The following is a 13,230-nucleotide window of genomic DNA, read 5'->3' as shown; positions in this document are numbered from 1 at the left end:
TGCCTGTGACGACCCCGCCACTCGACGGGCCGGCGCGCCGTGCTGCGTCAGCAACTGGTGAGTGCGCTCTTCGCCTGGCCCTGTTGTCGGCCTTGCTGTTCGCTGGGGCGTCAGGTGGGGTTCGGGCCCGTCGCGGCGATGACGGCGAACGGCGCTCCCTGGGGATCCGCGACCACGGCCATCCGTCCAGCCGCCATGTCGAATGGTGGCTGGAGTACCGACCCGCCGACGGACGTCAGCTTCGCCACGGTCGCATCGGTGTTCTCGACCGCGAAATAGGCCAGCCAGTGCGGGGGAATGCCGCCGGGCATGTCGTCAGGCAGCACCTGGAGCCCTCCGACCGTGCGGCCGTTCACGGTCAGCGCGAAGTAGTTTTCGGCGCCTTCCATGGGGGCGACCTCGATTCCGAGCACCGCCGGATAGAACGCGGCCGCCGCGTCGCGGTCGGTGGTGTTGAGTTCGTTCCAGATCAGCGCGCCCGGCTCATTGACGATCCCCGCGCCGATGAAATCCTTCGGCTCCCAGACGCCGAAGACCGCTCCCGTGGGATCGGCGGCCACCAGCATCCGCCCCAGGGTCATGACATCCATGACGGGCGCCATCACGGTGCCGCCGCTGTTGCCGATCGCCCGTTCGGTGGCTTCGGCGTCCGCCGAGGTGACGTAGGTGGTCCATACGGTCGGTGGCGTGGGCTGGTCTCCCATGGCCTGCGCGGACATGATGCCGGCGACCGGCCGTCCGTGGAGCGTGCAGATCGAGTATCCGCCCTGCTCGGGCGGGCCGATCTCACCGGTCCAGCCGAACAGCTCGCCGTAGAAGTCCAGGGCGGCCTGCTGGTCGGGGGCCACGAGATCGACCCAGCACGGTGTGCCGGGCTGGTAGGGAACGGTGACTTCGGGCATCGGTGCCTCCAGGTCGGGTCCGGCCGTCCCGGGTGGCCGGAACGCGAACAGCCCCCTTCTGCCACCCTCCCCATGCACGCCCCCCGGCGCCACTCGGGGCGCCCCCTGGCCACGCCGGTTCCCTGCCCCGCCGGGCCGGTCAGTGGGTGTAGTCCTTGAGCTTCTCGGTCTCCAGCGTGATCCTCACCGGAGCGGGGATCTCGACGACCGCTCCGTACGGGTAGGACATCCGGCCGCGGTACTTCCCGTTTTCGGGCTCGCTGTAGACGGCGATCGTGCAGGCGTCACGGTCGATGAGCAGGTAGACCGGGATCTCGGCGGCGGCATAACCGTCGCGCTTCTCCACGCGGTCCCGGCGGTCGGTGTCCGGATCGCGCGAAGTGACCTCGACGGCCATCAGGACACCGTCGGGGTCGGCCCACTCTCCCTGCCCCACGAAATGATCCTCCGGGACCAGGGAACCGTCGGGGCGTGAGCGGCCCTTGCGGTACTTCTCTGTCTTGAGCCCCTGCTCCGGATAGAGAGCCAACTCCGGGCGCTGCTGCATGCATTGCCTGAGCAGCCACATGATGATCGCTCCGTGGTCTCCGTCCGGCACCGGCTTGACCTCCAGCTTTCCGTTGATGAATTCCAGCGTCACGGTCTCCGGGGCCGTGCGGGCGAGCTGCTCGAAGTCCTCGACGGGCATCTGGGGGTGATCAGCGGTGCTGGGGGTCATGGCGTCGCCTCCTCCCCTCCATGGTGCCCTGGCTCCGGGCGGCGCGTGTTGAACTGTCATGGGTGGTTCCCTTCGGTTGTTCATGGGGCAGCGCGTCGGCGTCGGACTCGTGGATCCGGTCGGGAGCCGGGCCACCCGGGTGACGGTCGGGCGAGACTTCGCCCAGGCATGGGCACTGGCGTGCCACCGGTCCTACGGGGCGGGTGTCGGCCCGCCGCGTTCAGCTTCCGTACCGGCGTCCGCCGTGAGGAGTGCGGGCGGATTGCGGGGCGGCATCAAGGTGCTCGGTAGCCATCGGATTACCCTGTCGATCTTGCTGGGCAGGCCCCGTCCGGCGCGCCGACGCCGACGGGGGGCGTTCGTTCTGCTCGTAGGCTGGAGCTTCGCGACGATGTGTGGCAAACCGGTCACCATACGTCATATCACCTGGTATGTAAGGCCCTTGGGGGCGGGAGAGCAGCCGCTCAGTGGTTTCTTGGCGGGAGGGGCAGGGTGCTGGCGCCGATGAGGTTCACGCCGGGAGTTGGCTTCCTGACGGCTGACGACGAAGCGACCTGGTCGGACCGCAGCTGAGGGCGGTCCGACCAGGTCGCTCTGCGTTGGACTGGCCCAGCAGATTGCCTGTTGGGCCTGTCGTGGCGTCAGAAGTCGTTGTTCGTCACCCGGACGCTCTCGTCGAGGGTGCGTGAGTTGTCGACGTCGGTGACCTTGCCGCAGCGGTTGCCGCTGGCGTCCTGGTAGTTGCCCACTTCGGCGTTGCCGCCGTCTCCGCCGGTGAGGTCGTTTTCGTTGGCCTCCTGCTCCTCTGTGGAGGCCTCGCCGCCCTCGGCTTCGCCGCCTTCGCCGCCCTCGCCGCCTTCGGCGTTGCCGTCGCCGCCGTCGCCGCCGTCGCCGCCGTTGCCGCCGGCGGCGTCACCGGCAATCGCCAGGCTGAGCTGCCGGATGGCGGCGGTACCTCCGGAGGTGTCGACCCAGCTCTGGTTGACGGGGTTGCCGCAGTAGATGATTTCGGGGTCGTCGTCCCACGGGGCGGCGGATGCGGTGGTGCAGCAGAGTCCGATGGTGGACAGTGCGAGGGCGGTGGCGGCCGTGATGCGCTGCGCGAGCTTCACAAGCCTCTCCTTCCGTGTGGGCGGTACCGGTGACCTTTATGCCCGGCCCGGTTCTTGATGGGTAACTGCCGGGATTTGGTTGAGTTGCTGATGAAGTGCCTCATTTGCGCCAAATGGCCTGCGCCTGCCAACACGTAAGTGCATAACTGCTGACGGCGCAGAGGGGAGGAGGCTTCCCCGGGAGTGGGCGGGAAGCCGTCCGCGCCCACCTGCCCGGCTGTAGCTGTGGGCGAGGAGTGGCTCCGGGTGGCGTGCCGTTGGGCGAGGCCACCCGGAGCGACCCGGGTGCTGGCGATTCCAGGCGCCACAATGTGCCTGCGGGTTTTCGAGCAGGGCCTGGTGTGGCTTCATGCGTGGTTGTTAGCCGTGGTCGGGACTATGCCGACCGTCGTGGCGCTAGAAGTCGTTGTTCTTCACGCGGACGCTCTTGTCGATGTCGAGTGAGTTGTCCACGTCGGTGATCGTGCCGCATCGGTTGTTGTTGGCGAACTGCACGCTGGACACCTCGGCGTTGCCGCCGTCTCCGCCGGTGAGGTCGTTTTCGTTGGCCTCCTGCTCCTCTGTTTCGGCCTCGCCGCCCTCGGCTTCGCCGCCTTCGCCGCCCTCGCCGCCCTCGGCGTTGCCGTTGCCGCCGTCGCCGCCGTCGCCGCCGTTGCCGCCGGTGGCGTCGCCGCCGACTGCCGCTTGGACCTGACTGATGAGGGCGTCCCCTCCGGAGGTGTCGGTCCAGCTCTGGTTGACGGGGTTGCCGCACCAGATGATGTCGGGGTCCGCCGAGTAGGCGGATGCGGTGGTGCAGCAGAGTCCGATGGTGGACAGTGCGAGGGCGGTGGCGGCCGTGATGCGCTGCGCGAGCTTCACAAGCCTCTCCTTCCGTGTGGGCGGGGCCGGTGACCTGTATGTCCGGCTTGGTCCAATTCGTAGCAACTAGTGGATTCTGTTGTGGTTACGAATTAGGTGTCCGTTTTACGCCAATGGGATGATCTTTGAGGGCCAGGCGTGGGAGGGGGTGCGCGTCAGCCCGCAGCCAGTAGCCCGCTGACCGAATCCGCTGACGGATGCAGGCGGGCGCAACGCGGGGATTGTTGTGGGGCACCGCGGCGCTTCCGCACCGCCCGTTCCGGGACGTGAGTCTCTCGTCGGCGTTTCGAGAGGTCCCGGCTGCTGCCGACGGCCTGCCTCCACGAGTCCGACGGTCACGTCCAGGGGCCGCGCAGGGCCGCTCATGGCGACTTGGGGCAGCTCGGCCCCAGAAATGCTGCTGAGTGAATTCTGCTCACGGCAGCCATAAGCCCGTCAGTCGGGCAAAACCGCGCCGGGCCATACGTAAGGCGGGTGAGTGGTTGTTGGGCCCACTCACCCGCCTCCTGAAGAGAGCCGGGGCTCAGCCGGGGAGCTCACCGTCCTTGACGGCTTGGACGAACGAGGTCCAGGCGTTGGCCGGGAACACAAGCGCCGGACCGTGGGGGTCCTTGGAGTCCCGGACGGGTACGACGCCGGTGAGGCCGTCGGCCACCTCGATGCAGTCCCCGCCGCTGCCGCCGCTATAGCTGGACTTGCGCCAATGCGCAGTGCTCAGGTCAATGCTCATGCGTGTAATCCTCCGCCACCGACTCGATCAGGGTCAGGGACGCCTCTGGAGACAACGCTGCGGCCCCGACGAGATCGTAGGACAGGTGGTACTGCGTCACCAGCGCCGGATCGTCCATCAGTTCCCCGGTGCCCAGGCCTTGGAGGTAGGCCAATGGTGGGGCGTCTTGAAAAGTCATGAGCTTGAGCGACCCTTCCAGCGCGGCGTGGGCGCCCTCTGTGAAGGGCAGGACCTGCATGATGATGCGGTGGCGACGGGCCAGCCCTGAGATGTGCTTCAGCTGCGCCGCCATGGTTGCCGGGTTGCCGACGACTCTTCGCAGCACCGCCTCGTCCAGGATGGCCCAAAACATAAGGCCTGTTGGATCATCGAGGAGGTGGGCGCGTTCCAGCCTCGCTGCCACGAGTTCGTCGATGACCTCGTCCATTGCCGTCGGCTGGAACTCGCGGAAGACCGCTCGCGCGTACGCCTCCGTCTGCAACAGCCCGGGCACCAGCTGCGGCGCGTACTCCTTGATCGTCAGGGCCACCGCTTCCGCCTCCGCCGCCTCGGCGAAGTGGTCCGGGTAGCGCGACTTGGTGGCCGCGCGGCAGTTGCGGGTGAAGAAGCCGTCCGTGCCCAGGATCTCGTCTATCTGCCGCGCGTAGTCGGCCTGCATGCGCCGCGTCCCCGCTTCGAGTTGGCCGATGAACGAGCCGCTCACGAACATCGGCCTGCCCAGCTCCTCCTGGGTCATACCGGCCTTCTCGCGCTTGTGGCGGAGTTCGGCGCCGAGCAGGGCGCGGGGAGAGGAGGACGGATCGAGCTTCTTCGGTGGGGGCAAGGTGACTCCTCATCACATCACATGGGTTTGTTGGGCTTCCTCCCCTGTTCAGGCTAGTCATGCATGAACACGCTGTGTGCAGAACACCAATACTCAGCGTGGAAGGGGAATCGATGACGACTGCAGAGCGACGGCGTGCGGCGGCTGAGCGTGTGCGTGCGGCGGAAGAGGCCATTGCGGAACTGCGGGAGGGGCTGAGAGCTGTGGGGGTCGTGCTGCCGTCGCTGCGTATCGACCCGGTGTCGTGCGCGGCGGAGGAGGCACAGCCGCTCGTCGAGCTGGGGCGCTGCAACCTCGCCACCGCCCGGCAGTTGGCGGCCGTACTGCGGGAGCGGCGGCCGTGACCCCGGAGCGCGGTGCGTACGTGGTGGACGTGCGCCAGGGCCGGATCGGCCAGGTCATGGGGCAGCAGGGCCCGTACGTACAGCTCCGGCCGCCCGGTGGGGGCCGGGAGTGGGACTGCCCGCCCGACGCGCTCCGGCCCGCCGGGCCGGGGGAGGTCCTCCGGGCGCGGGTGACCGAACTCAACCGTGAGAGCAGGCTTCCGTGACGGCGCACACCGTGATCCGCAGGGAGCTGTGGACGCTCACCCCTGACCGTGAACCGGACGCTGAACCCCTCACCTTCGCGATGGAGTGCGCGGTGTGCGGCGAGAGGTCGCTGACGGGCGAGGACGTCGGCGTAACCCAGGACTGGACGCTCCGTCACGCGGGGCGCAACCCGTCACATCACACCTATCGGGAGGTGATCACCCGGCCGTGGCGGGCCTGGCGGGGAATGGGCGGGCGGCCTGGATTCCGTACGTAACTGTGGAGCGTTCCCCACTTCTTGGTAGGCTCCGGAAAAGGTAATCGGGGACCATCCCCCACTTAACTGGGAGTCGCCATGAGCATCGACCACATCACCGAACTGACCTCCGCCACCCCCGACTTCTTCGCCGACCCGTACCCCCTCTACCGCGAACTCCTCGCCGAGGGCCCGGTTCACCGGGTACGGATGCCCGCCGGTGAGAGGGTCTGGATGGTCCTCGGGTACGACGCCGTGCGCGCCGCTCTCACCGATCCCCGGCTGCGTAACGACATCCGGCACTCGACCGAGTTCGAGAGCGACGGCGGCTACGCGATCGGCCGCAATATGCTCCAGGTCGACCCGCCCGACCACACGCGGCTCCGCGCCCTCGTCTCCCGCCAGTTCACTGCCCGTCGCATCGCGGAGCTGCGCCCGCGTATCGAGCGGATCTCCGCCGGACTCCTCGACGCGATGGCGCCCTCCGGCCGCGCCGACCTGGTCAGTGCCTACGCTTTTCCGCTGCCGATCACCGTCATCTGCGAACTCCTCGGCGTTCCGCCGGAGGACCGCGAGGCGTTCCACGGCTGGTCCAGCGCGATCGTCGCCGTCGCCGAGGCTGACGCCGCGGCCGCCGCGGCGGGAGCCATGACCGCGTATCTCCACGGCCTCATCGAGGAGAAGCGGCGCGTCGCGCCCGGGGAGGACGCCGACCTGCTGCACGCCCTCGTCCGCACCCACGACGAGGACGGCGACCACCTCACGCCCGAGGAACTCCTCGGCATGGCCTTCCTGCTGCTCGTCGCCGGACACGAGACGACCGTCAACCTGATCTCCAGCGCCGTCGACCTGCTGTTGCGTCACCCGGGCCAGCTCGCGGCCCTGCGCGCGGATCCGGGGCTCGTGGAGGGCGCGATCGAGGAGACGCTCCGCTACGAGCCCTCGACGCAGATCGCCGCGTACCGCTACACCGCCGAGCCCCTGACGCTGGCGGGCACCGCGATACCGCAGGGCGAGCGGGTCGTGCTGTCCCTCGCCGCCGCCAACCGGGACCCGGCGCACTTCACGGCTCCCGAGCGCTTCGACATCCACCGCGATCCCGCCGCGAACCGCGCTCAGCTCGCCTTCGGCCACGGCATCCACCACTGCCTCGGGGCCCCGCTCGCCCGGCTCGAAGCCATGGTGGCGCTGCCCGCACTCCTGAGCCGCTTCCCGGACCTGGCTCTTGAGGACCCGACCGCCGCCCCGGACTGGCGCCCGAGCCTGCTGCGCGGTCTGCGTACGCTGCCGGTGCGCTGGTAGGGCCCCCTACGGGTGTGCCGTGCCGGTGCTCACCCGGGGGCCGGAGCCGGGGTTTTCCGTGGCCAGGATGCCCTGAGGGATCCGTACCGGCACCCGGCAGCGCCCCTGTGTTCGCCTCACGTCGGCGATGCCTGGAAAGGCGGCGGCCCCGCCCGGGGATGCGGGCGGGGCCGTGCGCGACGTGGGATGCGGGCTTTGGCGTGTGTGCCGGTGGCTACCGGTGGTGGTGGCCGGAGCCGATGTTCTTGGACTTGTCGACGGCCACGCACCGGACCTGGGAGCGGCTGCCGGTGGCGGTGAGGGTGAGGTTGTTGGGGTTGCCGCAGTTGTTGTTCTGCCGGCCCTCCTGAGCGGTGTTCTGCTGGAACAGGCCGAGCGTGCTGGAGCCGCCGGTGGCCTTGGCGCCGTCACCGATCTCGGCGGTGCCCACGTTCTTGGAGTGGTCGACCGTCTTGCAGCGCGCCACGGTCCGGCTGTCCGGCAGGTTGATGTCCGACAGGTTGGGGTTGGCGCAGTTGTTGTTCTGTCGGCCCTCCTGGGCGGTGTTCTGCTGGAACACGCCGCCCGCGCTGGAGCCGCCGGTGGACTGGGCGCCGCCGCCCTTGGTGAGGGTGTGCTTGTTCTTCGAGCGGTCCTTGTTGGTGCACTGGTTGGCGGCCAGGCCGCCCTCGCTTGCGACGATGGTGGAGCCGTTGGGGTTGGCGCAGTTGTTGTTCTGTCGGCCTTCCTGGGCGGTGTTCTGCTGGCTCACGCCGACCGCTGCGCTGGAGCCGCCGATGGTGTGGGCGCCGCCGCCCTTGGTGAGGGTGTGCTTGTTCTTCGAGCGGTCCTTGTTGGTGCACTGGTTGGCGGCCAGGCCGCCCTCGCTTGCGACGATGGTCGAGTTGTTGGGGTTGGCGCAGTTGTTGTTCTGTCGGCCTTCCTGGGCGGTGTTCTGCTGGACCACGCCGACCGCCGCGCTGGAACCGCCGATGGTGTGGGCGCCGCCGCCCTTGGTGAGGGTGTGCTTGTTCTTCGAGCGGTCCTTGTTGGTGCACTGGTTGGCGGCCAGGCCGCCGTCCCTCGCGACAACATCGGACTGGTTGGGGTTGGCGCAGTTGTTGTTCTGCCGACCTTCCTGGGCGGTGTTCTGCTGAGTCACAAAGCCGGGAGCGCTGGAGCCGCCGATGGTGTGGGCGCCGCCGCCCTTGACCAGGGTGTGCTTGTTGCGGGAGCGGTCCTTGTTGGTGCACCGGCTGTCCACCCTGCCGTCAATCGCGGTGAGAGTGGTGGTGTTGGGGTTGGCGCAGTTGTTGTTCTGCCGGCCTTCCTGGGCGGTGTTCTGCTGGCTCACGGTGGTCGTGGCGGAGCCGCCGGTGGTGTGGGCGCCGCCGCCCTTGACCAGGGTGTGCTTGTTGCGGGAGCGGTCCTTGTCGGTGCACCGGCTGTCCGCCCGGCTGTCGCCGATCGCGGTGAGGGTGAAGTCGTTGGGGTTGGCGCAGTTGTTGTTCTGCCGGCCTGTCTGCGCGGTGTTCTGCTGCTCCACGGAGAGGTCCCCGGAGCCGCCGGTGGTGTGGGCGCCGCCGCCCTTGGCCGCGGCGTTCTTGTTGAAGGAGGCATCACCGGTCACGCAGCTGGTTTCCCCGCGGAACCCGGTCGGGGCGGGGTCCGCCATCAGGCTGTTCGGGCTCGCGCAGTTGTTGTTCTGCCGGTGCACCTGGGCGGTGTTCTGCTGGAACAGATCACCGCCCGTGCTGGAGCCGCCGGTGGCCGTGGCGCCACCGCCACCGGCGAAGGCGATCCCGGAACCCGTGGACGCCAGTCCACCCACCATCAGGGCCACCATCGTGGCCCTCCTGATCTTCTGCAGCTGCACCATTTCTCCCACATGGACTCGGAGTGCTGAACCTTCCGCCTCTCTCGCCTCAACGGCTTCCGAGCCCGATGGGACATGGAATGCTCCGGTGGGCCCCCCGCTTGGCCTACCGAGTCGGCTGGTCGCCTCCGCGTCGTGGCCGGACCGGCTGCCTCGACGTATGGCCTTCTCCGGCCGCGCCGATCTCGTCAGTGCCTACGCCTTCCGCTGCCGGTCACCATCATCCGTAAAGGCCCCGGCATCATGGTCAGCGGCTTTCCCGTGAGGACCGAGGCGGTGAGGTCCCTGTGCGGCGACGGCCCCGCCCGGGAAAGGGCGGGGCCGGGTGTCGCGACGTGGGGGAGGCTCGTGCGTGCGGTGTCTACCGGTGGCCGGAGCGGATGTTCCTGGAGTTGTCGACAGCGACGCACTGGGCCCGGGTACGGCTTCCGGTGGCGGTGAGGTTCACGCCATTGGGGTTGGCGCAGTTGTTGTTCTGCCGCCCTTCCTGAGCGGTGTTCTGCTGGGCCAGCTCCGCCGTGCTGGAGCCCCCTACGGCCTTGGCGCCGCCGTTGATCTCAGTCGTGCCCTTGCTGACGGAGTGATCGACTGTCGCGCAACGAGCCTCCGCCCGGCCGCCATCTGCGCTGATGCTGGAGACGTTGAGGTTGCTGCAGTTGTTGTTCTGGCGGCCCTCCTGCGCCGCGTTCTGCTGGAACAAGCTGCTGTTTGCGGCGGAGCCGCCGGTGGCGTGGGCGCCGCCGCTCTTGACCAGGGTGTGTTTGTTGTGGGAGCGGTCCTTGTTGGCGCAGTGGCTGTCCACGCGGCCGCCGGTCGTGCCGGCACCGGAGACGTTGGGATTGGCGCAGTTGTTGTTCTGTCGGCCCTCTTGCGCCGTGCTCTGCTGGTGCACCGTGCCGCCTCCGCTGGAGCCGCCGGTGGCGTGGGCGCCGCCGCCCTTGGTGAGGGTGTGTTTGTTGTGGGAGTGGTCTTTGTTGGCGCAGCTGTTCGCTACCCGGCCGCCGGTCGTGCCGACACCGGAGTTGGCGAGGTTGGCGCAGTTGTTGTTCTGTCGGCCTTCTTGTGCCCTGTTCTGCTGAAACACCTGGTCCGTGGCGGAGCCGCCGGTGGTGTGGGCGCCGCCGCCCTTGGTGAGGGTGTGTTTGTTGTGGGAGCGGTCCTTGTTGGCGCAGTGGCTGTCCACGCGGCCGCCGTCGCTCGCGTTGATGTTGGAGTTGTTGGGGTTGGTGCAGGTGTTGTTCTGGCGCCCTTCCTGGGCCGTGTTCTGCTGAAATACACCGACGGCGGAGCCGCCGGTGGTGTGGGCGCCGCCGCCTTTGGCCAGGGTGTGTTTGTTGTGGGAGCGGTCCTTGTTGGCGCAGTGGCTGTCCACGCGGCCGCCGTCGCTCGCGTTGATGCCACCGGCATTGAGGTGGGTGCAGGTGTTGTTCTGGCGGCCCTCCTGGGCCGTGTTCTGCTGGAGCACGCCTGCGCCGGAGCCGCCGGTGGTGTGGGCGCCGCCGCCTTTGGTGAGGGTGTGTTTGTTGTGGGAGCGGTCCTTGTCGGAGCAGTGGGTCGCCACCTGACCGCCGGCCGAATCACCGACGGTGAAGGGGAGGTTGTGGTTGGCGCAGTTGTTGTTCTGGCGGCCCTTCTGTGCCGTGTTCTGCTGGAACGCGTCGAATTCTGCGGAGCCGCCGGTGGCGTGCGCACCGCCGCCCTTGGTCACGGTCCGCTTGTTGAAGGAGGCGTCCCCGGTCGCACAGCGGGTTTCCGCGCGGCTCCCCGTCAGCTCTCCAGGGAGAGACGTTCTGTTCGTGTTGGCACAGTTGTTGTTCTGCCGGTGGTCTTGGGCGGTGTTCTGCTGGAACACATCCTCGCTACCGGAGCCGCCGGTCGCGGTGGCGCCATGGTTGTCGGCGAAGGCGAGCCCGGAACCGGTGGACGCCAGTCCGCCCACCATCAGGGCCGCCAGCGTGGCCCTCCTGATCTTCTGCAGCTGCACCATTTCTCCCACGGCGGACTCAGAGTGTTGAAAGCTTCTCCCTCTCTCTTTCAACGATGTCCGCGTCTGCCGGGACATGGAATCCCCCGGTGTTCCCCCGCTTGGCCTACCGAGTCGGCTGGTCGCTACCGCGTCGTGGCCGGACCGGCTGCCGCGCCATCATGGCCTTTCCGACCGCACCGATCTCGTCAGTGCCGACGCCTTTTTCGCGATGACCGTCATCTGCGAACGCCGCGGTATTGAGGAATCGGAGCTTTCCGCGACCACCGATGCGGTGACGTCCCTGCGTGGTGGCGGCCCCGCCGGGGGGGATGCCGGACGGACCACATGGCCTATTGGCCGCGACGGCCGGCGGGTCGCTCACTCAGCGCGGACCGGCTCCGCTCGCCCCCTGCAGCAGGGATCCCGAGGGTTCGGCCGCCACCGTGGCCGCGTCCTGCGGGGCGTTCAGCTCGGTCAGCATCTGTCGGCTGAAACCGAAGAAGTACGTGGCGACGAACCCCGCGACGTAACCGGCCAGCAGGCCGCCCGCGTAGACGGCCACCGCCGTACCGAGGCCCGTGTTGCCGTCCAGGAGCGGGAAGAGCGCCCAGCCGGAGGGGCCGATGGCGGTCGAGCCGACGGCGTCGCCCAGCTGGTTGAACATCCCGACGAAGGCGCCGCCGAAGGCCCCGCCCACGCAGGCCGTGATGAAAGGGCGGCCGAGCGGGAGGGACACGCCGTAGATGAGCGGTTCGCCGATGCCGAGGAAGCCGGGCGGGAGGGCTGAGCGGATGGTCCTGCGGATCGAGGTGTTCCTGTGGAGCCGCAGATAGACCGCCACGGCCGCGCCGACCTGGCCCGCGCCCGCCATGGCGAGGATGGGGAGGAGCACGGTGTAGCCCTGCTGCTGGATCAGCGTCGTATGGATCGGGATCAGGGCCTGGTGCAGGCCCAGCATGACCAGCGGCAGGAACAGCCCGCCGAGGACGAATCCGGCGAAGATCCCGCCCGTGGCCAGCAGCCAGTCGGCGAAGGTGCCGATGGCCGTCGACACCTCGCCCGCGAGGAACATCAGACCGAAGAGGGTGACCAGACCGGAGATCAGGACGGTGAGGGTCGGGGTGACCAGGACGTCCAGGGACTCCGGGACCCAGCGGCGGCACCATTTCTCGACGTGTACCGCCAGCAGGGCGGCGGCCAGCGCGCCCAGCACTCCGCCCTGGCCGGGTGAGAGCTTCTGGCCGAGGAAGCTGACGTTCGCCACACCCGCGTAGACGATGATCGCCGCCACCGCGCCGCCGAGGACGGGCGTTCCGCCGAACTCCTTGGCCGTGTTGAGGCCGACGAAGACCGCGATCAGCGACAGGAAACCGGATGCGATGACGGAGAGGGCCGGGACGAGGGAGGTCGCCCAGGTGGCGTGGCCCGTATTGACGAGGTTGGTCAGCAGGCCGTTGATGCCCGCGACGATGCCGCAGCCGATGAGGGCGGGGATCAGGGGGACGAAGATATCGGCGATCCGGCGCAGGAAGAGCTTGAACGGGGTGGCGTTCCGCTGCTTCCGCGCCGATCTGATCGCGGCGCCCTGCGCGGCGAGTTCGTCGGCGGTGGCGGGGTGCGGTGCGGGTGCGGGTGCGGGTCCGGGTCCGGGTGCCGGCGTGGGCCGGGCGGTGGCGTCCTGCGGTTCGGCCGCGGGCCCGGAGGCGGCATCCTGCGGCTCCGCCGTCTCGTCGGTCCGCGGGGGCCGCACCACTTCGGAGGCCCGTTCCGATACGAGGAGTTGCTCGAACTCGGGGGTCACCCGGGCGACCGTGCCGGGGCCGAGCACGATCTGGTACGTGTCGTCCTCGACGACACCGAGGACGCCGGGCAGGGCTCTGAGCGCCTCGTCCTGGACGAGGGACCGGTCCGCGAGCCCGAGGCGGAGCCGGGTCATGCAGTGGGCGACGGAGACGACGTTCGTGGCTCCGCCGACGAGGGGGAGGATCGCGGCGGCGGTGGCGCGGTTCTTGTCCTGTGCTGCTGCCATGTGCGGTGGCCTTGCTGTGCGGGGCACGGCCGTGGGGCGGTGCCGGTGGCGCGAGGGCGGTACGGCTGGGGTGGCACGTCGGTGCCACGGCGCCGCTTCGATCCGCGCCTCGCCGCGCGGGGTGGCGCGGCACCGGCGCGGGTCGG

The 13,230-nt window shown here is 69.1% G+C and carries 13 protein-coding genes; 4 read left to right on the top strand and 9 right to left on the bottom strand.

Annotation, left to right across the window (positions count from 1 at the left end):
• Positions 1 to 110 precede the first annotated feature (110 nt).
• The 6 genes from ACTWQE_RS03100 to ACTWQE_RS03075 form a co-directional block, all read right to left on the bottom strand.
• Positions 111 to 902 carry a VOC family protein gene (locus tag ACTWQE_RS03100; protein ID WP_443327224.1) on the bottom strand — a complete coding sequence of 264 codons (792 nt, stop codon included), beginning with the start codon at positions 900 to 902 and terminating at the stop codon, positions 111 to 113.
• Between the two features lie 139 nt (positions 903 to 1,041).
• Positions 1,042 to 1,620 (bottom strand): Uma2 family endonuclease, encoded by a 579-nt coding sequence (locus ACTWQE_RS03095; protein ID WP_443327223.1) that lies wholly within the window; start codon positions 1,618 to 1,620, stop codon positions 1,042 to 1,044.
• Positions 1,621 to 2,261: 641 nt separating this feature from the next.
• Entirely contained in the window at positions 2,262 to 2,732 is a 471-nt protein-coding gene (locus ACTWQE_RS03090) for a hypothetical protein (RefSeq protein WP_443327222.1), read from the bottom strand.
• A 396-nt stretch (positions 2,733 to 3,128) separates the two neighbouring features.
• Positions 3,129 to 3,593, bottom strand: a complete 465-nt coding sequence (locus ACTWQE_RS03085; protein WP_443327221.1) for a hypothetical protein — start codon at positions 3,591 to 3,593, stop codon at positions 3,129 to 3,131.
• A 523-nt stretch (positions 3,594 to 4,116) separates the two neighbouring features.
• Positions 4,117 to 4,323, bottom strand: coding sequence for a DUF397 domain-containing protein (locus tag ACTWQE_RS03080; protein WP_443327220.1), 207 nt, complete (start codon positions 4,321 to 4,323; stop codon positions 4,117 to 4,119).
• A complete protein-coding gene (locus ACTWQE_RS03075) occupies positions 4,313 to 5,146 on the bottom strand; it encodes a helix-turn-helix domain-containing protein (protein ID WP_443327219.1) in 834 nt (277 codons plus the stop codon). Before ACTWQE_RS03075 ends, ACTWQE_RS03080 begins: the two co-directional genes overlap by 11 nt.
• Positions 5,147 to 5,259: 113 nt before the next feature.
• On the opposite strand from ACTWQE_RS03075, the gene ACTWQE_RS03070 reads away from it, so the two are divergent.
• The 4 genes from ACTWQE_RS03070 to ACTWQE_RS03055 all read left to right on the top strand — a co-directional run bounded on the left by ACTWQE_RS03070 (position 5,260) and on the right by ACTWQE_RS03055 (position 7,234).
• On the top strand, positions 5,260 to 5,490 hold the full coding sequence (locus ACTWQE_RS03070; RefSeq protein ID WP_443327218.1) for a hypothetical protein: 231 nt from the start codon (positions 5,260 to 5,262) through the stop codon (positions 5,488 to 5,490).
• Positions 5,487 to 5,696 (top strand): hypothetical protein, encoded by a 210-nt coding sequence (locus tag ACTWQE_RS03065; protein WP_443327291.1) that lies wholly within the window; start codon positions 5,487 to 5,489, stop codon positions 5,694 to 5,696. Before ACTWQE_RS03070 ends, ACTWQE_RS03065 begins: the two co-directional genes overlap by 4 nt.
• Positions 5,693 to 5,953, top strand: a complete 261-nt coding sequence (locus ACTWQE_RS03060; RefSeq protein ID WP_443327217.1) for a DUF7848 domain-containing protein — start codon at positions 5,693 to 5,695, stop codon at positions 5,951 to 5,953. The genes ACTWQE_RS03065 and ACTWQE_RS03060 overlap by 4 nt, the downstream gene beginning before the upstream one ends.
• A gap of 78 nt (positions 5,954 to 6,031) precedes the next feature.
• A complete protein-coding gene (locus tag ACTWQE_RS03055) occupies positions 6,032 to 7,234 on the top strand; it encodes a cytochrome P450 family protein (RefSeq protein WP_443327216.1) in 1,203 nt (400 codons plus the stop codon).
• 214 nt (positions 7,235 to 7,448) lie between these two features.
• Here the strand turns inward: ACTWQE_RS03055 and ACTWQE_RS03050 are convergent, their stop codons facing one another.
• The 3 genes from ACTWQE_RS03050 to ACTWQE_RS03040 form a co-directional block, all read right to left on the bottom strand.
• Positions 7,449 to 9,092 carry a hypothetical protein gene (locus tag ACTWQE_RS03050; RefSeq protein ID WP_443327215.1) on the bottom strand — a complete coding sequence of 548 codons (1,644 nt, stop codon included), beginning with the start codon at positions 9,090 to 9,092 and terminating at the stop codon, positions 7,449 to 7,451.
• Positions 9,093 to 9,450: 358 nt separating this feature from the next.
• Complete coding sequence (locus ACTWQE_RS03045; protein ID WP_443327214.1) at positions 9,451 to 11,076, bottom strand: hypothetical protein; 1,626 nt, start codon at positions 11,074 to 11,076, stop codon at positions 9,451 to 9,453.
• 361 nt (positions 11,077 to 11,437) lie between these two features.
• Entirely contained in the window at positions 11,438 to 13,084 is a 1,647-nt protein-coding gene (locus ACTWQE_RS03040) for a PTS transporter subunit EIIC (RefSeq protein WP_443327213.1), read from the bottom strand.
• Between the last annotated feature and the right edge of the window lie 146 nt (positions 13,085 to 13,230).

This window comes from Streptomyces sp. 8N706 (genome assembly GCF_052245415.1).
Taxonomy (GTDB): domain Bacteria; phylum Actinomycetota; class Actinomycetes; order Streptomycetales; family Streptomycetaceae; genus Streptomyces.
The sequence above is the reverse complement of the archived record's forward strand: the minus strand, read 5'-3'. Positions and strand labels throughout refer to the sequence as shown.